At 37.0% G+C, this 18,846-nt stretch carries 16 protein-coding genes; 13 read left to right on the top strand and 3 right to left on the bottom strand.

Going from position 1 to position 18,846, the window contains the following annotated elements; translation table 11 throughout:
* Positions 1 to 284 precede the first annotated feature (284 nt).
* Positions 285 to 1,091 carry a YitT family protein gene (locus tag CD29_RS18335; RefSeq protein WP_036190157.1) on the top strand — a complete coding sequence of 269 codons (807 nt, stop codon included), beginning with the start codon at positions 285 to 287 and terminating at the stop codon, positions 1,089 to 1,091.
* Positions 1,092 to 1,133: 42 nt separating this feature from the next.
* On the opposite strand, the gene CD29_RS18340 is transcribed toward CD29_RS18335, so the two are convergent.
* Positions 1,134 to 1,988: an Imm26 family immunity protein gene (locus tag CD29_RS18340; protein ID WP_036190160.1), complete on the bottom strand. Its 855-nt coding sequence runs from the start codon at positions 1,986 to 1,988 to the stop codon at positions 1,134 to 1,136.
* A gap of 157 nt (positions 1,989 to 2,145) precedes the next feature.
* On the opposite strand from CD29_RS18340, the gene CD29_RS18345 reads away from it, so the two are divergent.
* Complete coding sequence (locus CD29_RS18345; RefSeq protein ID WP_036190162.1) at positions 2,146 to 2,664, top strand: NUDIX hydrolase; 519 nt, start codon at positions 2,146 to 2,148, stop codon at positions 2,662 to 2,664.
* Between the two features lie 295 nt (positions 2,665 to 2,959).
* Complete coding sequence (locus CD29_RS18350; RefSeq protein WP_036190164.1) at positions 2,960 to 4,528, top strand: alkaline phosphatase family protein; 1,569 nt, start codon at positions 2,960 to 2,962, stop codon at positions 4,526 to 4,528.
* Between the two features lie 74 nt (positions 4,529 to 4,602).
* On the opposite strand, the gene CD29_RS18355 is transcribed toward CD29_RS18350, so the two are convergent.
* Positions 4,603 to 5,913, bottom strand: coding sequence for a helix-turn-helix domain-containing protein (locus CD29_RS18355; RefSeq protein WP_036190167.1), 1,311 nt, complete (start codon positions 5,911 to 5,913; stop codon positions 4,603 to 4,605).
* A 74-nt stretch (positions 5,914 to 5,987) separates the two neighbouring features.
* Here CD29_RS18355 and CD29_RS18360 point away from each other — a divergent pair, with 74 nt between their 5' ends.
* From CD29_RS18360 to CD29_RS18380, 5 genes are all read left to right on the top strand, one after another.
* Positions 5,988 to 7,559, top strand: coding sequence for an AbgT family transporter (locus tag CD29_RS18360; RefSeq protein WP_052124251.1), 1,572 nt, complete (start codon positions 5,988 to 5,990; stop codon positions 7,557 to 7,559).
* 13 nt (positions 7,560 to 7,572) lie between these two features.
* Positions 7,573 to 8,883 (top strand): amidohydrolase, encoded by a 1,311-nt coding sequence (locus CD29_RS18365; protein ID WP_036190171.1) that lies wholly within the window; start codon positions 7,573 to 7,575, stop codon positions 8,881 to 8,883.
* Complete coding sequence (locus tag CD29_RS18370; RefSeq protein ID WP_036190173.1) at positions 8,876 to 10,315, top strand: M20 family metallopeptidase; 1,440 nt, start codon at positions 8,876 to 8,878, stop codon at positions 10,313 to 10,315. The genes CD29_RS18365 and CD29_RS18370 overlap by 8 nt, the downstream gene beginning before the upstream one ends.
* Before the next feature lie 457 nt (positions 10,316 to 10,772).
* Entirely contained in the window at positions 10,773 to 11,465 is a 693-nt protein-coding gene (sfsA, locus tag CD29_RS18375) for a DNA/RNA nuclease SfsA (RefSeq protein ID WP_036190175.1), read from the top strand.
* A gap of 566 nt (positions 11,466 to 12,031) precedes the next feature.
* On the top strand, positions 12,032 to 12,886 hold the full coding sequence (locus CD29_RS18380) for an MBL fold metallo-hydrolase (RefSeq protein ID WP_036190177.1): 855 nt from the start codon (positions 12,032 to 12,034) through the stop codon (positions 12,884 to 12,886).
* 72 nt (positions 12,887 to 12,958) lie between these two features.
* Here CD29_RS18380 and CD29_RS18385 read toward each other — a convergent pair whose 3' ends face one another.
* Positions 12,959 to 13,939 carry an NADPH:quinone reductase gene (locus CD29_RS18385; protein ID WP_036190179.1) on the bottom strand — a complete coding sequence of 327 codons (981 nt, stop codon included), beginning with the start codon at positions 13,937 to 13,939 and terminating at the stop codon, positions 12,959 to 12,961.
* A gap of 208 nt (positions 13,940 to 14,147) precedes the next feature.
* On the opposite strand from CD29_RS18385, the gene CD29_RS18390 reads away from it, so the two are divergent.
* From CD29_RS18390 to CD29_RS18405, 5 genes are all read left to right on the top strand, one after another.
* Positions 14,148 to 15,032 (top strand): type II toxin-antitoxin system SpoIISA family toxin, encoded by an 885-nt coding sequence (locus CD29_RS18390; RefSeq protein WP_036190183.1) that lies wholly within the window; start codon positions 14,148 to 14,150, stop codon positions 15,030 to 15,032.
* Between the two features lie 15 nt (positions 15,033 to 15,047).
* The gene (locus CD29_RS18395; RefSeq protein WP_036190185.1) at positions 15,048 to 15,227 is read left to right on the top strand and encodes a hypothetical protein; all 180 of its coding nucleotides are present in this window, start codon (positions 15,048 to 15,050) and stop codon (positions 15,225 to 15,227) included.
* A gap of 96 nt (positions 15,228 to 15,323) precedes the next feature.
* The gene (locus tag CD29_RS20840) at positions 15,324 to 15,455 is read left to right on the top strand and encodes a hypothetical protein (protein ID WP_268871009.1); all 132 of its coding nucleotides are present in this window, start codon (positions 15,324 to 15,326) and stop codon (positions 15,453 to 15,455) included.
* Between the two features lie 195 nt (positions 15,456 to 15,650).
* Positions 15,651 to 17,237 carry an AAA family ATPase gene (locus CD29_RS18400; RefSeq protein WP_036190187.1) on the top strand — a complete coding sequence of 529 codons (1,587 nt, stop codon included), beginning with the start codon at positions 15,651 to 15,653 and terminating at the stop codon, positions 17,235 to 17,237.
* Entirely contained in the window at positions 17,228 to 18,514 is a 1,287-nt protein-coding gene (locus tag CD29_RS18405) for a DUF456 domain-containing protein (RefSeq protein WP_036190189.1), read from the top strand. Before CD29_RS18400 ends, CD29_RS18405 begins: the two co-directional genes overlap by 10 nt.
* The last annotated feature ends 332 nt before the right edge of the window (positions 18,515 to 18,846 follow it).

The following is an 18,846-nucleotide window of genomic DNA, read 5'->3' on the forward strand; positions in this document are numbered from 1 at the left end:
GAAAAAAGCGGGAATCTGTCCGCGAGACTGCTTCTCGAGGACAAAAAACTAGAAAAAAGCAGGAATCTGTCCACGAGGCCGCTTCTCAAGGACAAAAAACATGAAAAAAGCGAAAATCTATCCACCAAATTGCCTCTCGAAACCGCTTCGAAAATTCTCTATCGAATTTTCGGAATAAGTCCTGCCTTAAATCGGCTGTAAAAGGGCAAAATGAAGATTGAAAATATATAAAAATCAAACGTCAAAAAGGACGCGTCAGTTCACTTTTAGGGGGATTAAAAGTTATGAAATATTTTATAGCAATATTCGGTTCATTAATTGTTGCATTTGGCTTTAATTTTTTTCTTGTACCATATGCAATTTTAAGTGGTGGGATTAGTGGAATCGCTATCTTAATAGGGTTAGTAACCCCCTTTAATATCGGTTTAATGAATTTATTGCTTAATGTTCCTTTACTTATTTTAGGATATTTTAAACTAGGAAAAACCATCACAATAAATACGCTTATCGTTGTAATATCACTTTCATTTTTCTTATATGTGCTACCTATCGTTACTGTGACGGACAATATATTGTTATCCACAGTTTTTGGAGGAATTATTGGTGGCATTGGTGTAGGGTTAATACTCAAATTTTCTGGTACTTCCGGTGGTCTGGATATTATAGCGATTATCGTTTCCCGTTCAAGTAATTTTAGTGTGGGACTACTATTAACAGGCATGAATGGTATTGTAGTTCTAATTTCAGGAGCTTTCTTTAACTGGAATATTGCACTTTACACGTTGCTGTCCATTTATTTATCTGGCATAGTAATTGACCGAATTCATACGAATCACATTAAAGTCACGATGCAGATTGTTACGTCAAAGGGGGAAGCCATACGTAAGGATCTACTGAAGACCATTTACCGTGGAATTACGGTTACCGAGGGGTACGGTGGTTATACAAAAGAGAAGAAGGAAATTTTAATGATGGTTGTTACGCGATATGAAGTGTTACAAGTTAAGAAGATTGTACGAAATCATGATAAACATGCGTTTATTAATATTATGAGAACCGTAGAAGTAGATGGAGAATTTGCTAAAAACTAAGGTGGGAAGGGACATTCCCACCTTTTTATATGTTAAAAAATTTTAAAGATCCCAGCCTTTAGCTTTTCGATATGCATCTCTTTCCTCTGTACTTAAAACAATCGCAGTAGCTGGTCTTTTCACACCAGGAAGTAGTATTTCATCAAAAAAATCTTCTTTGTAAGATATATTCCATGGGTCTAGGCCATGATACGCTTCTGATAAAGATTTCAAAATATCATCAGAAAAACTTTTCGCACCAACGCCACCTTCACCGCTAAGGTGCCATGGCACTTCTTCTTTGTTTAAGGTTACTTCTTCGCTGCCTATGACCTCCCACTCATAAGAATCCAACGCATTGGCTGTAATAGTTACGACTGAAATCACTTTTGAATTAATGATCTCTGAAAGAATAAAATTGTCTGTTGTTCGCTTTTCAAAAAGGGAACATGTAGGCATACCTAGTCTTCCTCTAGCGCCATATGCTTTTGCCCATAGCACTTGGCCAAAAGTAAATGACCCGTCCTTTAGCTTGATTGAAAAAATATCTCCCACTTGCCATTTTTGTTTTTTAGGTCGCTTATGTTTAAGCAGGATATTTTGGACTCTTCGAACTTCTCCGTCAGAAATCGTTTTATGAATAATCTCATTTATCACTTTTGCAACTACAATGATGTCTTCTGCTTTTTTAGCACGAATTACTACTGCATCTGATTCAGTATTAAACTTAACCCTCTTTAAAACTTTCGACTCCACTGTTGACTTCAAGGCATCTTTAATTATGTTCTCTGCTTCTCGATTGGTTTCTAAATTAAAAGGATCTGCAAAATCTTCTGATATCCAAAAGTATGACAAACTAGCGTCGGGTAAATTGATTGGAACGATACCAAGTTGAACTTCTTCCATAGGTCTTTCCATATAAACACCTGTTTCTACTATGTGGTTTTATTTTATCTCTTTCCAAAAAGGGATAGAATAAAACAAAATAAATAGGGGCTGATTAATTGGTATGGCAATGCTTTGATGTTAGCGTTAATATTAAGTAATGACTAAATTTGTAAAAAGGGGGTACAACATGGAATTATGGGATGTATATGATATGAATCGAAATAAAACAGGTCGTACGTGGGTTCGAGGGGAGCCGCTTCAAGAAGGGAATTATCATTTGGTTGTTCACGTGTGTATTTTTAACTCTAAAGGGGAAATGCTCATCCAACAAAGGCAACCTTTCAAACAGGGATGGTCGAATATGTGGGATTTAACTGTTGGAGGAAGCGCAATTACAGGAGATTCCAGTCAAGATGCTGCGCGAAGAGAGTTAGAAGAAGAAATCGGCTTAACAATCGACTTTCAGGATGTGCGTCCTCATATAACGTTTCATTTTGAACGAGGCTTTGATGACATTTATTTGATAGAAAAAGAAGTGGATTTACATACGCTTACGCTGCAATATGAAGAAGTGCAGGCTGTAAAATGGGCGAGTAAAGAGGAAATACTGGCGATGATTAAAACAGGAGAATTTATTCCGTATTATGAAAGCTTGATTTATTTCCTATTTGATATCCGGAATGCCCGTAGGAGTATCCGAATGTAATAGCAGAAGGTGTCAGGTACAAGTCGTTTTTGTACTTGGCACCTTTTTTGAGTCGAAATTCGCACGAAACTAGCTTGAAGTCGCACGTAATCTGTTGAAAACGCAGGTAACGATTCGAAATTCGCAAGTAAATAGTAAAGCGCACGTAATTGTGCAAAATTCGCACGAAACTAGCTCTAAACCGCAAGTAACATGTTCAAACTTGCACGTAAAAATTATCAAGGGTTTTACAATTAGTATGTATCCATTAATTGAAACCATATTAATTCTAAAGAATTAAACAAAGGATGAATTTATGAAAAAGAAAATTCTCTTAGGATTGATATTATTCATTTGTCTATGTGTTGGACTCATATTTGCAATTTCAATGTCCCCAACTAAAAATTTAGATGAGGTTTCGATTAACACCACTAGAAAACCAGTGATCCTTATTACAATTGACTCACTGATGTTGGAACCACTACAAAAAGCCATTAAAGAAGGAAAAGCGCCTGCTTTCTCTTTTTTTATGAATCATGGACAATTGTATCCAGAAGTTATAAGTTCTTATCCTACAATGTCCGTCACCATTGATAGTACTTTGTTAACTGGAACCTATGCTGATCAGCACAAAATCCCTGGCTTAATTTGGTTTAAAGAAGATGAAGACCGAATAGTGAGCTATGGAAGTGGTCTTCGTGAGATTTGGAACAATGGGGTTAAAAATGTAGCAGCAGATAGTATTATTCATCTTAATGAATCGCATTTAAGTAAAGATGTTCAAACCATTCATGAAGATTTGGCGAATCATGGATTTTCATCTGCTTCGATTAATGGTTTATTGTACCGAGGTAGTGAAAAGCAGACATTAAATGTTCCTAAACTTATTTCAATGGCAAATCTTTTGCCAAGAGACATTGAGGTGAACGGACCAAAGCTACTTTCTCTTGGGAGCTTATCACAATATAATCCAAAGAATGATCAACATAAATTTATTTGGAATCGAATGGGCGTGAATAATCAGTTTACGGTTAACGAATTAACCTACTTAATAAAACAAAATAAATTGCCTCCATTCACATTAGCTTATTTACCAGATGCAGATAAGTTAGTGCACAAACATGGTCCCAATGATGTAGAGGGCATTGAGAAAGCTGATAAAGCACTTCAAGATCTTTTAAATAGCTACTCATCTTGGGAAGATGCTATTGACCAGGTAACTTGGATTGTGCATGGTGACAGTGCTCAATCACTAGTTAATAAAGATAAAAAAACAGCTTTAATTGATTTGAATGAACGTTTGAAAGGCTATTCCTTTTGGGAAGGTAATAACAAAAATGCACAATTAGCAATTGCGATCAATGAGCGAATGGCCTACATTTATGTGAATGATGAACAGGTGGAGAAATCAGAAATCATTCAGCTGTTAAAAGAGGATGAGCGAATTGGGTTTATCGCATGGAAAGACGAGAAAACAAACCATGTAGTTATTCCACAGAGTGATAAAGAATTTACATTTTCGCCAAATGGGAATTATGTAGATAAATATAATCAGTCATGGCAAGTGGATGGTGAGTTATCTCATTTAGATTTGTCCATGAATGAACAGGGGATCCTTACTTATAATGATTATCCTGATGCACTTGCAAGGCTACATGGTGCGCTGCATTCGCAGGAGGGGAGTGTCATTATTGTAGATGCGAAACCTTCATTTGAGTTTGTTGAGAAACATAGTAAAGACCATGCCGGAGGAGGAGCGCATGGTTCACTCCACGGGGTAGATTCGAATATGCCACTGATTGTTGTAGGGACAGATGAAACCCTTGAATATCAGCGTCTTGTCGAACTAAAAAATTATATTCTTCAACTAGTGGGGAACTCTTAAGTTTACGAGTCATCAAATAATTGAAAAAAATAACGAGCTACTAAAAAGTAGCTCGCTTTTTTTTCGGTATGGGACTAAAAATTAAACTTATATACCTTCTGCGGTCTTCCTTTACCATGTGTCCCTTTATCATTAGATGAAGATGCATAATTACATTCCTCAAGGCGCTTTAATATTCTGCTTGCTGTACGTACTGTAACAGATAGGTGAATACTTAATTCTTCAGCAGTTAAGGTCTCCATTTTAAGCTTGTAAATTAACCCGTAGATTTTTTGTAAATAGATTAATGAAATATTTGTATCATTTGCGATTTCTTCTATTCTATCATTATCTGAATAGTTTATTGATATAGAAGAATGGCCATCTAACGGCCCAAGTAGCTCATTTTCCTTTGTTAAAATATACGACTCCGTTTGTGAACCTGTACAATACGTTGAGGCTTTTTCAGCTTGAATTCTCGCGTCTTGTAATGTTTTACCTATACCCCATCCAATCTTCACTTTAAACGTAAGATTTTCTTTTAAAAACTCAGCTAAAGAACAGATTTCCTGATTATTTGTAATCGTTAAAAACTCACTATAATTTGTTATTAACTCATAATGGATGGCGTTTCTAGATGTTATTAACGAAGTTCCTCGTTCACGATTGAAATCTAAAATTGATTTGTATAGGGCGATTTGTCGATATTCAATTTCAGATGGGTCATTATGAGACATTGAAAATTCAAGGTATCCAGCTACAACCTGGTTATTCATTAAATCATCTAATTCAATGCCACTGACTAACTCTACTATCGTAGACTTCATACTATCCAAAGTAGGGGTGACAACAATTGGTGTAATGTGCTCATCCTCAAAATAAGTATATAAATTTGACAGACGTGTCAGTGAAAATCTTATCCTTTGTTCTTCCCATAACTTTGCGTGGGTTTCGTAAACAATTTTATAAGGATTTGGTTGTCCATAAACATCGATGCTATCACTAAGGATATAAGGAAAATCTTCCGGTCTAATAATCTCTTTTAAATTTAAATAATTATTTTCTTTATAAAGAAAGTCGATCATACAATGTTTTATGGAAAATTCAGGATAATTGTACGAGATTTCCGCTAATTTATAATAAAAATCCTGCACCGTTATATCAAAATATGAACATGGGATTTCTGTGAAATATTCGCTTAATTGTCGTTGAATATGTAGATAAGGGATTTGTGCACTAAATACAAAACCGTCCATATTTTTAATATTTTCGATAAAAAGTTTCTCCAAATGACTTAAGTCATCATATATAAAAAAGTGCAAATTAATATTATCAAATTCTAGTTTTTCGCATTTTTTCACCCAACGATACGAAAATTTAGTAGAAAAGACACATATATTGTACATTTAAAACGCTCCTAATTTACTATTGTGGTAATATTCTAAATATTATAATCTCAATTATAAGACATTGTAAAAATATGTCCAATAATAAACAAGGGGGAAATACAATTGTGAATAAACATCTAGATACTACTCAAAAAGAAAACAATGGTGGTGCTTTCAACAAGTTTCTAAACGTTGTTGAAAAGATTGGTAACAAATTACCTCACCCATTTATGTTATTTCTTTATCTTACACTAATCCTTGTTGCGATTTCATTTATATTAGGGTCAATGAACGCATCAGTAGTTCATCCTAATACAGGTGAAACAGTAACAGTTAATAATTTGCTTTCAAAAGAGGGCATTCGCTATATTTTAGGGAATACGTTATCCAACTTTACAGGTTTTGCACCACTAGGCTTAGTTTTAACAATGATGCTTGGGATTGGTTTGTCGGAGAAGGTTGGACTGTTTTCTGCATTAATGACTAAAGCAATTACGAAAACTCCAAAACGAATCGTATCATTTATGGTCGTGTTCATCGGTATTTTGGGAAATATTGCTTCTGACGCGGCGTTCGTTGTTATTCCACCGTTAGCAGCTTTAGTGTTCTTATCTTTAGGAAGGCATCCCCTTGCTGGTTTAGCAGCAGGTCTTGCTGGAGCTGGGATTGGTTTTACAGCAAATATATTAATTGCAGGTACAGATGCTTTACTGTCTGGGATTTCAACGGAAGTAATGAAAACAATTGATCCATCAATTATGGTATCTCCATTAGATAACTGGTTCTTTATGAGTGTTTCCACGTTTTTATTAGCATTTTTAGGTGCGTTTGTTACTGATAAAATCGTTGAACCACGTTTAGGTAAATACAACGGCGACAAAAAAGCGGATTTACATGACTTGTCACCTTTAGAAAACCGTGCATTACGTAATACAGGAATTGCTGCCCTACTGTATATGGCTGTAATTGTAACTCTATTATTAATTCCAAATTCACCATTACTAAATGATGATGGTACAATCTTACGTTCACCGTTCTTATCAGGAATTGTACCGCTTCTATTCGGACTTTTTGTAACAACAGGTATTACTTACGGAGTGTCAGTTAAAGAAATTAAAAGTGCTGCTGATGTTCCGAATATTATGGCCGAAGCAATCAAAGATTTATCAGGCTATATTGTCTTAATCTTTATCATCGGTCAATTTATTGGATACTTTAACTGGACAAACATTGCTACTTGGATGGCTGTAAATCTAGCATCTCTTTTAGAGGCTATTAATTTAACTAATGTTTTTGCCATCGTTCTATTTACACTACTCGTAGCAATTCTGAGTTTATTTATTATTAGTGGTTCTGCACTTTGGTCACTTGTTGCACCAATTTTCGTACCGACGTTTTATTTATTAGATTATCATCCTGCACTTGTGCAATTAGCATATCGTGTTGGTGAATCTTCTACGAACATGGTAACGCCATTAAACCCATATTTCGCGATTATTTTAGGTTTTGTGTTAATCTATAATAAAAAAGCGGGTATTGGAACGTTAATGTCGCTCATGATTCCTTACACAATTGTATTCTTAATTGCATGGATTCTATTAATGCTAGCGTTCGTATTCTTCAATATTCCAATCGGCCCAGGTGTACACTACTATTTAAACTAGGGAGATGTCTTTAATGGACTTTATTAAAATAGAAAGAGATTACTTGGAAGTTTTAACAGCGTGGAGAAGGGATTTTCACCAACATCCAGAACCGGGTTGGTTAGAGTTTCGTACTTCTGCAATTATCGCGGACAAGCTTGAAAATTGGGGATATGACGTTTTTGTAGGGAAAGAAATTATTAAAGGGATTTCCCTTGGTGTACCAAAGCAGGCACAAGCAAATGTTTTCTATAATAAAGCATTAGAAAGTAATATCCAGGCAAAATGGTTAGAAAAAATGGAAGCCGGAAAAACAGGGGTCATTGGGATTCTTGATACTGGTATTGAAGGACCTACGATTGCTTATCGTGTAGATATCGATGCATTGCCAATCTTAGAATCTGCAGCTGATCATCATGTGCCACAAAAGCTTGGTTTCCGTTCTCAAAATGAAGGGTTTATGCACGCTTGTGGTCACGATAGTCATGCAACGATTGGACTTGGCTTGGCAGAGCAATTGATGAAAAGAAAAGATCAGCTATGCGGGAAAATCGTTGTAATTTTCCAACCAGCTGAAGAAGGTGTAAGAGGAGGAAGTGCAATCGTATCTTCCCCTCTATTAGATAATATCGATTACTTATTTGCACTTCACATTGGCACAGGCATTCCTAAAGGAACATTTGTTGCTGGGGTAGATGGATTTTTAGCAACTTCTAAATATGATGTTACAATAAAAGGTGTAGCAGCTCATTCGGGTATTAATGCGGAAAAAGGCAAAAACGCACTATTAGCTAGTGCGCAAGCAGCTCTTGCATTACATAGTCTACCACCACATAGTGAAGGAATGTTCCGTGTGAATGTAGGGACGTTAGAAGCTGGTAACGGAAGAAATATTATTCCTTCATTAGCAAAAATGCAATTTGAAATTCGTGCTGAAAATACTGATATTAACGCTTTTTATGAAACAAAAGTGGAGCAAATTTTCAAAGGTATTGAAGCAATGTATGATGTACAAGTAGAATTAGAAAAAGTTGGCTATGCGATAAATGTTCCATCAGATCTTCAGTTAGCGAAGGTAATAAAAGAAGTTGCTAAATCTCAATTGTCTATCAATGAAGTAATTGAGTATAGAGACTTCAAATCAGGTTCTGAAGATGCAACATTTATAATGAAACATGTACAACAACAAGGTGGTCTAGCATGTTACTCGATTATTGGTACAGATTTAGCTGCTGGCCATCACCATGAAGAGTTTGATATCGAAGAAGATGATATGCTTTCGGCTCTAGAAATATGGCTAAATGTACCATTTAGTATCTATGAGGAGATGAAAGTCAATGAGTAGTCTACTAGAACAAGTAGAGAATGGTTATAAACGTTTTGAAAATGAAATTATTGAATTAGCAGATCGAATTTGGGACATTCCTGAAACGAGATTTAAAGAGTTTGAATCTGCAAAAATATTAACAACGTATTTTACTCAGCTTGGATTTGAAGTTGAAACTGGCATAGGTGGCATTGAAACAGCATTTGTTGCTAAGTATGGTAGTGAAGGTCCGGTAATTGGTATTTTAGGAGAGTACGATGCTCTTCCTGGATTAAGTCAAAAAGCGGGAAGCGATGTACGTGAACCACTTGTTAATGGTGGAAATGGACATGGATGTGGTCACAATCTTCTAGGAACAGCTGGAGTAGGGTCTGTTGTCCTATTAAAAGAGATGATTGATAAAGGTGAAGTTAAAGGACGAATCCATTACTATGGCTGTCCTGCTGAAGAAGGCGGTTCAGGGAAAACGTTTATGGTCCGTGAAGGTGTCTTCGAAGGAGTGGACGTTGCATTATCTTGGCATCCGAATTCATTTACGAGCGTATTTAATTTTTCTTCTCTAGCAAACTACCAAGTATATTTTGAGTTTGAAGGGATTGCTGCACATGCGGCGAACTCACCGCATTTAGGAAGAAGTGCATTAGATGCTGTTGAGTTAATGAACGTAGGTGTCAACTACTTACGCGAGCATATTCCGACTAGTGCAAGAGTGCATTATGCTGTGACTAATACTGGTGGGAAATCTCCGAATGTCGTGCAAGCTGATGCCGAGGTTTTATACTTAATTCGTTCTAATACAATTAAAGAAGTAGATGATATCTATAAGCGCATTGTAAAGATTGCTGAAGGCGCGGCATTGATGACTGAAACGAAAGTAAAAGTGAAGTTTGACAAAGCGTGTTCGAACTATATTCCAAACGATACGATCAATAAAATCATCTATGATAAGCTTCAACAAGTAGGGCTTCCTAATTATAATGAGGAAGAACTGGAATATGCGATGAAGATGAACAAAACGATTAGTTCATCTGAATATACAAGCGCATTAAAAGAAATCCAAATGATTTACCCTGATAGCCAGGTAGACGATATAGAACAAGAAGAAGTGACATTCTATCCTGAAGTTATACCTTATCAAAAGTCTACTCAAACGATGTCGGGTTCAACAGACGTGGCTGATGTAAGTTGGGTTGTACCAACTTCACAATTCTTCACAACGTGTTTTGTACTAGGTACACCACTTCATACTTGGCAGCTTGTATCGCAAGGGAAAACAGGACTTGCTCATAAAGGGATGATCTATGCTAGTAAAGTATTAGCTTTAACGGCAATCGAACTTCTGCAAAATCCTGAATTAATCGATCAAGCGAAAGCTGAATTACAAAAACAAACAAAAGGTAACTACGTGAATCCAATTCCAAGAGAAGTAGTACCAAATATGTACGGATAACTATTAAAAGAAGGTCGGTTAGGGAAACTGAGCGTTTTCCTGATCGGCTTTTTGTTTTGGTTGGAATTTGTGATGGATTTTGAGGATGGTTTCTAATAAAGTTATGATTTTTTCTAATAAGTGATGTAATTTTTCTAATAATGGATCGATATTTCCAATAACTAGCTTCGCGAGGGGAATTATTGGACTAGTTTCTAATAATGTATTGATTTTTTCTAATAAGTCCTGAGTTTCTTCTAATAACAGGTCAATATTTTCTAATAACTGCTGCGTAGGGAGTTGTTTTTAGGCTGATTTCTAATAAAGCCCTGAGTTTTTCTAATAACACGCGTGTTTTTTCTAATAACAGGTCAATATATTCTAATACTCCTTCACAGCTACCAGCTTATGATGAATTAAATGAGATTTTCATTCGAATCCCTCATAATGGAGGAAAAATACTCTGGGAAGTGACAATGTGAAATACGGTGAGATTGTAAGAGGGATATTCGAGAAGCGAATCAATCGATTTATTTCCGAAGTATACATAGATGGTGTAAAATTACAGGTTCATGTTAAAAATACAGGTAGGCTAAAAGAGTTGTTTCAGCAAGGTGCAAAGGTCTTGCTGGAGTGCTCAGACAATCCAAATCGAAAAACACAATTTTCAATCATAGCTGTGTTAAAAGACGGCGTTTGGGTAAATATTGATTCTCAAGCACCAAATGCTGTTGCGTTTGAAGCGATAAAAGAGGGAAGGATTGCTGAAATCGGGCAAGTAGACTTAGTAAAAAGGGAAGTAACTTTTGGGGCATCTCGCTTTGATCTCTATTTTGAACAAGGGGAACAAAAAGGATTTATTGAAGTAAAAGGTGTTACGCTTGAAATAGAAGGTGTCGCAATGTTTCCTGATGCACCGACTACAAGAGGGACAAAGCATGTGTTAGAATTGGCGAAGGCTGCCAAAGAAGGTTACCACTGCGCAATTCTGTTTTTGGTTCAATTAAAAGGCTGCCGAAAATTTGTTCCGAATAGAGAAATGGACCCTGTTTTTGCGGATGCGTTGCTAAAAGCAGAGGAATCGGGAGTGCAAATATTGGCTTATGATACGATGGTTACAGAAGATGGGATGGTACTGGATACTGTAGTGCCGGTGGAGTTAATTGAATAAGGACGAAAACGTAGGGAATAAAAAAATTCGTCCGTGAAGATGATATTAGAAAATCTCGAGGACAATAAATCTGCAAAAATCTAAAAAGCAGTCCTCGATGAGCGATCTCGAAGACAAAAAAACCGGAAAAACCGAAAAGTAGTCCTCGATAAGCAATCTCGAGGACTAAAAACTCGAAAAAACCGAAAAGTTGTCCTCGACAAGCATTCTCGAGGACAAAAAAACCGGAAAAACCGAAAAGTAGTCCTCGATAAGCAATCTCGAGGACTAAAAACTCGAAAAAACCGAAAAGTAGTCCTCGACAAGCATTCTCGAGGACAAAAAACCCGGAAAAACTGAAAAGTAGTCCTCGACAAGCAGTCTCGAGGACAAAAAATCTAAATAAACCGAAAAGCTGTCCTCGACAAGCGTACTCGAGGACAAAAAACCTGAAAAAATTGAAAAGCTGTCCTCGACAAGCGTTCTCGAGGACAAAAAACCTAGAAAAATCAAAAAGTAGTCCTCGACAAGCAACTAACATAAATTTAAATCGTGTGTACCAGACAGAAAAGAAGGGAACTAACAATATGTTAAAAAAACTAGCAAATAGAGTTTATTATATGCCTCATTATTCTGAAACCGACCGACCAGCATTAGGTCTTATTTGTGGGGATACTTACAATTTAATTGTTGATGCGGGAAATTCACCTGCTCACGCAAATGATTTTCTAAATTTAGCAAAACAGGTGGGTCAATCAAAACCACAGATGGTAGCCATTACTCATTGGCATTGGGATCATATTTTTGGAATTGATACAATGGGGTTGCCGACAATTAGTCATGAAGATACGAAAAAGAAGATTGATTATCTAAAAACACTTCAATGGGACGATGATTCTTTGGATGCTCGAGTTGCATCTGGGGAAGAAATCGAATTTTGTAGAGATATGATTAAACGAGAGCTTCCTACTCGCGATAATTTGGTTTTGAAATCACCAAACATTACATTTACAGATAAAATGGAGATTGACCTAGGCGGCATCACTTGTGTAATTGATCATGTTGGTGGGGTCCATGCAAAAGATTCGTCTATAATTTATATACCTGAAGAAAAAATCATGTTCCTAGCCGACTGCCTTTATCAAGACTTTTATAGCGGTGACTGGAGTTATGATCTACACCAATTCGAAATCTTAGTGGAGAAAATTAAACAATACGAAGTCAATACCTATGTTTTAGGACATCAAGATCCAAAAAGTCATGAAGAGATGTCACAGCTTATAAATGAAATTATTAGTATCGGTGAAATAGTAGGGGACGAAATGAATTTGGAAGAGGCAATCACAACATTTACTGATGTTCGAAAAACTACCCCTAGTGAAGAACAACGCGAGTTTATCGAAAACTTTATAAATGGTAATCAGAAGCGAATTGGTGCATAGCATGGAATGTCTGGCACCAGGAATGTAATAAAAAGAAGTCTTGCGAATTCGAAAGCAAGACTTCTTTTATTATTAATCGATTGTTAAAACCAATTTCCCATTGCCTACCCCTTTAGCTAACTGCTCAAAGGCATCCGATGCATGTTGTAGCGGTAGGGATGTGCCGATAATTGGGCGAAGGGCGCCACTTTCTAGCATACCAATGACGCCGTGGATGCTTTGTTCATATTCATCTTTTGGTGCGTTCCAAAGTGCTGTCGCTAAAATGTCGCATTCCTTTTGCATCGCAAGGCGAGGATTAATTTCGATGGAACCACGATTACCAATCACAACGATTGTCCCAAAACGGGCAACCATTTTTAAGTCAGTTTCTAAATTCACATTTGCTAAAAATTCAATGATAACGTCTGGACCATTTCCATCAGTTAGTGCAAGAACTTCTTCGATTGTAGACTCAGTAACATGATCAATCACAACATCTGCACCAGCTTGCTCAACCAAACTTTTTCCTTCTGGTTTACTTGCGGTTCCAATTACTTTCGCACCGTGAGATTTGGCCATTTGGACAGCTTGTAACCCAACGCCGCCACTAGCTCCGTGAATAAGTACCCATTGGCCAGGCTTTATACGAGCACGCTGAAATAGTGCGCGGTAAGCAGTCAATGCGGGCACTCCTAATGCAGCACCTTGTTCAAAAGAAACCTGTTCAGGTAGTGGGTGAACAAACGATGGATCGCATACTATTTTTTCCGCTAATGTGCCTGTACTTTTTCCTCGCGTTAAAGACGCAACAAATACACGATCCCCAACTTGTACATTTGTCACACCTTCGCCAACTGCTTCAACAATCCCAGCACCATCTAATCCTGGTGTATACGGTAATTGAGGAATGCTAAACGCATACGTACCTGTTAATGTGTATGTATCACTTGGATTCACACCAGCTGCATATAAGCGGACACATACCTCACCTTTTCCTGCTACGACATCCTCAACTTCTGTGTAAACTAACTGTTCAGGACCTCCGAACTGTGTAACTTGAATAGCTTTCATATTTCCATCCTCCTCTAAATGATTATTATTATAGGTTATGAATTAAAGAACTAAATTAGGCTTGATTTCATGCAAATCTATTTTGAAAGGGTTTCAAAAGTAATTAGTAACTCACTCAGTAATAGGTATTTGTTCCATCTATTGTAAGTTACTTCTAATAGATATAATTATAGTAAATCTGCTGGGTAGAATAAAGGGGTGGGGGTCTTTGGCGTTTAAAATATTTATTTTAATACTACTTCTTTTCGTAATAGGAAATTTCATTTACTTCTATAAATCACAAGCAAATTATAGTTTACATCTTCGAACATTAAGAAAAGGGCTTTATACATTATTTATAGGGGCTATAGGTATTGGGATATTAATCGATGAGGTGGATCTATCAAATTGGCAACTAATATTGACTTTAGCTTCTATCATTGTATTTATCGATATCGCGATTTTATTAACCCCTAGTATATTAAAGATTTTCAATACAGAATTTCAATATATGGATTACGTAGAAAATATAATTACTACAAATGATAAAAGAGAGAAAGCAACGATAGATCGAGTCAACTCAATGTCTGAATTGATTCAACTTGCAGGAGTAGATTTAATAGATCATCAAACGAATAAAAGAAGTGAAATCGAAGAATTAGACTCCTATCTGGAGCGCTATTCAGAACAATATGGATTCAAAATCCAAATTTATGAACTGAACTACTCACCAGTTCCATTGTCCGAGTTATCTTATAATGATAAAAGAGACTTAGATGAAGATGAACTCATATTATTGTCAGAACAGTTAGGATTTGTAAAAGGAATCGAAACGTGTTTAAATAAAATTGAAAAGCTAAACTCTTTTAATCTAGAAGAAAATAGACAACTTTATATTGAAGAATTGTCCAATTTAAAGATTGTTTCTCTATTAAATGAAGATAGTATGATTGTTCCAGTAGATATGGAAAAGAGGCAATTACTAATCGTATTAAAAAATAGTAAAGGTGAATTGCTAGAAGTCGATGCCGTTCATATTATCAATTTAATATACATTTTTTATATTTATAAAGAGGATGTAGTAAACAAAAGAATTTTTGTTCGAACTAAATAAGAGGAGGTTTATATGATGCTAATGATAACAATTCCAAAGCCTGAGACGAAGAAAAAGTCAAAAGTGACGGTTGAAAAAAGAAATTTAGTAAAAGCAAAAAGAGTAACCCAGTTATCGGAATGTTCTATGAGCCAATCTTCTAAAAAAATCAAAGATCTAAATGAAAAAGTAATGAAATATATAGCTAATCAGTAAAAAAGGGCAAGGTGACATAAACCTTGCTTTTTTGATTAAAAATTCCTTATTTTGTCTACATTAGTAGAAAGATGTAGACAGAAAAGAGGATTAGCGTTGGATAAGGAGAAAGCTTCAAAAAAGACGACTTCCAAAAAGGTTACTCGTTTTAAGGGTGAAACAAAGATGTCAAAAGAAAATGAAAAAGCCCTGAAAATGATTCGTTCGATGAAGGGGAAGTTTGGTTGATTGAAATGAATAATAGAGGGCCCTAACTTACGGTTATGGGACTGATTTTGGGGGTTTGGAAGTAGCCCGCAATTTAAGAATAGTATAGGTATACAAATGATGATGTTCTATCGTTTGTATACCTTTTTTAATTCTAGAATGCAAGTATATTTGTAGTATAATTTAGTTAATACAAAAGTACTAGAGGTGGGTCAAGTGGACGGTCAAATTCTAGCAAATAGTTTAGTTACTTTAAAAGGGACTGAGCTACGAATGGTGTACTCATTGCTGTTCAAAACAAATATTGGAGATTTATTGTCCTCCAAAACGAAGGATCTTTTTTCAAAAGAGAAGCAAGACCACTTTACGAAACATTTAGAAGATGAAGTGTCTAAGCTGGCAGGTCAGGATGATGCGGCTTTGCAAGTGGATTTATTTTTAGAATTAACGAAATTACTAAAGCTTCGTGGCACGAAATATACGTTAACAAAAGAAATTGAAGATCAATGCTCGGCGATTGTGGATGAAGTTTATGGACAATACCAGAAAAAAGATAAACAATTTAGGGCGTTTACTGAAGGCCAGAACTTGCATTCAACAAAGCTGCAGCAAATGATTCAGTTTCAAATGAGCAAAATGTTCAGCGAGCTTGATGGTAGTTTTCAAGATTTCACCATCGAAGACCAGACGAAATTTGCTTCGCAGGTGAACGATTACATTCAAAGTTTGCCAGAAGAAAAGCAAGCGAAGATTAAAGAAAAGCTTGGTATCAACGACTTATCGGATGAGATGGTTCGTGCGGCCATTGCAACAAGTGGGACGAGTATTGTGTTTGCTATTATCGTTGAAGTTAGTGGGTTTGCCTTTTACACAACAGCAACCTCACTTGTGGCCTCGTTTGCAGGATTGTTTGGCCTTACATTACCATTCGGATTTTATACTGGGTTAACTTCGACGATTGCTGTATTAGCGAGCCCATTTTTCATCATTCCACTTCTTTTAGGTGGAGGGGTGCTGCTCGTCAATCATCAAAATAATTCATTAAAGAAAAAGCTACTACCAATCATCGTGATGCAAATTGCGCTTCCTTATATGAGCGAGGGTGGCTATGATGTGGAGTTTGGGCCTTTTATTAAGGATTGGGAAAAACGTTATGACCACTATCAACAAGTGAAAGATGAAATAAAGGACATTGAAGCAGAGCAATTACAAGTTTCAAGGCAAATCAACGAACATAGAGCGCAAATTAATCATTTGAATAGCCAGATTGCAAATCAGTCTGTAAAACTAGTTGGGGAGAAACAGAAAATAAGAGCTGGAATAAAGAGAGCAGACCTAAACTTGGTTGTCGTTTCTCCTTCCTTTAATGGATGGAAAAATAAGTACTACCAAGCAGTTTCCGAAATTAGTCGGTTGAAAAATGAGAAACGCAATCGCCCAATAGAGACGGGATTTTTCAATAAAATCGGCTCCAAGTTTAAGGAAATGACACTTTCCTTTGATATTAGCGGAGCAGAAAAGAAGCTCGAAACGATTGTGGATGAAATGGTTTTGGAAGTGTTACATTCTAACGGTTGCTTTTTGCAAGCGGAGCGCGAACAATATGTAGCCATTGATCAGCAAATCCACGAACTGAAAACTGCGAAGCAAGAGGAAGAAGCCGGGAAGAAAGGGCAGGAAGCGATTCTAGCAGATTTAAAATCCGAACATCAGAGTTTTACACGGAAATTGAAACAGCTTGAGAAGGAGCATTACGGTTTAGCCGATATTTCAACTGGCAATGAGGTAGCGATATGCCAATAACAAATAAAAAGTTTTGGGATTACTGGAAAAAAGAAATGTATGAAGAAGCTCTTGCGTGTGCAGTAGAAGAGGAAAAGAAGCCGGTAAATCGATTGCAAACAATGCTTTTTGGCACCCCTGATCAGTTAAAGCAAACTGGTGCGATTACTGCGGTGAGTGTTGGTGAATTTCTGTATGATTATATGATGATCAATCCTACAGTTGTACAAGGACTCGATTTTGCAAGAACGGAGGATTTATCTTCATTATTTACATTAAGCCAATTTTCAAGCGGAATCGATACATCGGTGCTAACGGGTGATATGGCGCAACTTCAGGGGTATGTGGCGGAACAAATGATTGCAGCGGAACTCCAAGCGAAAGGGCACGATGTTGAGTTTCCGGAAACTTCAAATAATCCGGGGTGGGATATTTTAGTGGACGGTGAACCGTTCCAGGTGAAAAGCTTGGCGAGCCCTGATGGCGTACGAGAGCATTTGGAAACTTATCCCGATATTCCAGTCTACGTTAATGAAGAAATTGCACCTCATTTTGAAGGAAATCCAAATGTGTACGTTTCAAGTGTATCAAGAGAAGATGTATTGGAAGCAACAAGTTCGACCATTGAGCATGCGGGGGATTTGTTAGATTTAGAGATTCCTATTATTGCTACGGGTGTGAGCTCCATCTATAACATGAAACGAGTTTGGAAAGACGATGTCTCGGTTAACCAAGCGGTGTTCAATGTCGTAAGTGATACATCATCAAGAGTGGTGCTCGGTGCTTTGGGGCAAAAAGCTGGTGTAGTTGTGGGAGCGATGATTTTTGGCCCAGCAGGCGCAATAACTGGAGCCATGTTCGGTGCTTACGCAGGGGCGAGCCAGGGCGGGCGACTTTCTATGGGAATAAAAAGGGTTTTTTCGAAAAAGCAAGAAGATGAGCTGAACGCGGCTATGGTGGCTCTACTAGGTAAGGTGGTTCGAGTAATCGACGAGAAATTAAAGATTAAACAGGGGAAGGTCATTACCTTTGGGGATAATTTGATTGAATCAGACGCTAATCAAATTGTGAAAGTTGAATTTGAACATCGTTATGAAAATGATAGTAGGTATTTAATGAATAAAAAGGAAGAACTGCTTTCGCTCATTGATAGCATTCAAAAGGGGAAAGTGTACGTAATAGAGATTTTGCCGAGCGCCATGGCGACGATTGTCAAAAGCGGTGTCCATCCAATTCATTACCAAGAGGAGTTAAAGTTGGTGCAGCGTAGATCTGTGGCGTATGAGCGGAAGTTATAGGGTTTATCTGTTGTGGGTACGCGATACTCCTGGGAGAAGATCCATACGTGACGTCTGAAATGAGAAACCCTCAAGTGATGTTGCGTATGGCTAATTTATGTGACAGTGGTGGAGGTGAGATGACACTGCGAGTTGTCATGAAAAGAAGGTTTACGTGACAGTAGGGTCTAGAAAACATGGTGAGTTATCTCAATAAGCCTGCCATTAAGACAGTAGAGGCGTAAAAGTGGTGTGAGTTATCTCAATAAGCCTGCCATTAAGACAGTAGAGGTGTAAAAGTGGTGTGAGTTGTCTAAATAAGCCAGTAATTAAGACAGTAGAGGTGTAAAAGC

The organism is Ureibacillus manganicus DSM 26584, from assembly GCF_000772945.1.
Taxonomy (GTDB): Bacteria; Bacillota; Bacilli; order Bacillales_A; family Planococcaceae; genus Ureibacillus; species Ureibacillus manganicus.

Coding starts and splice junctions, on each gene's coding strand:
- CD29_RS18335 (WP_036190157.1), top strand. CDS start 285: ATGAAATATTTTATAGCAATATTCGGTTCATTAATTGTTGCATTTGGC.
- CD29_RS18340 (WP_036190160.1), bottom strand. CDS start 1,988: ATGGAAAGACCTATGGAAGAAGTTCAACTTGGTATCGTTCCAATCAAT.
- CD29_RS18345 (WP_036190162.1), top strand. CDS start 2,146: ATGGAATTATGGGATGTATATGATATGAATCGAAATAAAACAGGTCGT.
- CD29_RS18350 (WP_036190164.1), top strand. CDS start 2,960: ATGAAAAAGAAAATTCTCTTAGGATTGATATTATTCATTTGTCTATGT.
- CD29_RS18355 (WP_036190167.1), bottom strand. CDS start 5,913: ATGTACAATATATGTGTCTTTTCTACTAAATTTTCGTATCGTTGGGTG.
- CD29_RS18360 (WP_052124251.1), top strand. CDS start 5,988: ATGTCCAATAATAAACAAGGGGGAAATACAATTGTGAATAAACATCTA.
- CD29_RS18365 (WP_036190171.1), top strand. CDS start 7,573: ATGGACTTTATTAAAATAGAAAGAGATTACTTGGAAGTTTTAACAGCG.
- CD29_RS18370 (WP_036190173.1), top strand. CDS start 8,876: ATGAGTAGTCTACTAGAACAAGTAGAGAATGGTTATAAACGTTTTGAA.
- CD29_RS18380 (WP_036190177.1), top strand. CDS start 12,032: ATGTTAAAAAAACTAGCAAATAGAGTTTATTATATGCCTCATTATTCT.
- CD29_RS18385 (WP_036190179.1), bottom strand. CDS start 13,939: ATGAAAGCTATTCAAGTTACACAGTTCGGAGGTCCTGAACAGTTAGTT.
- CD29_RS18395 (WP_036190185.1), top strand. CDS start 15,048: ATGCTAATGATAACAATTCCAAAGCCTGAGACGAAGAAAAAGTCAAAA.
- CD29_RS18405 (WP_036190189.1), top strand. CDS start 17,228: ATGCCAATAACAAATAAAAAGTTTTGGGATTACTGGAAAAAAGAAATG.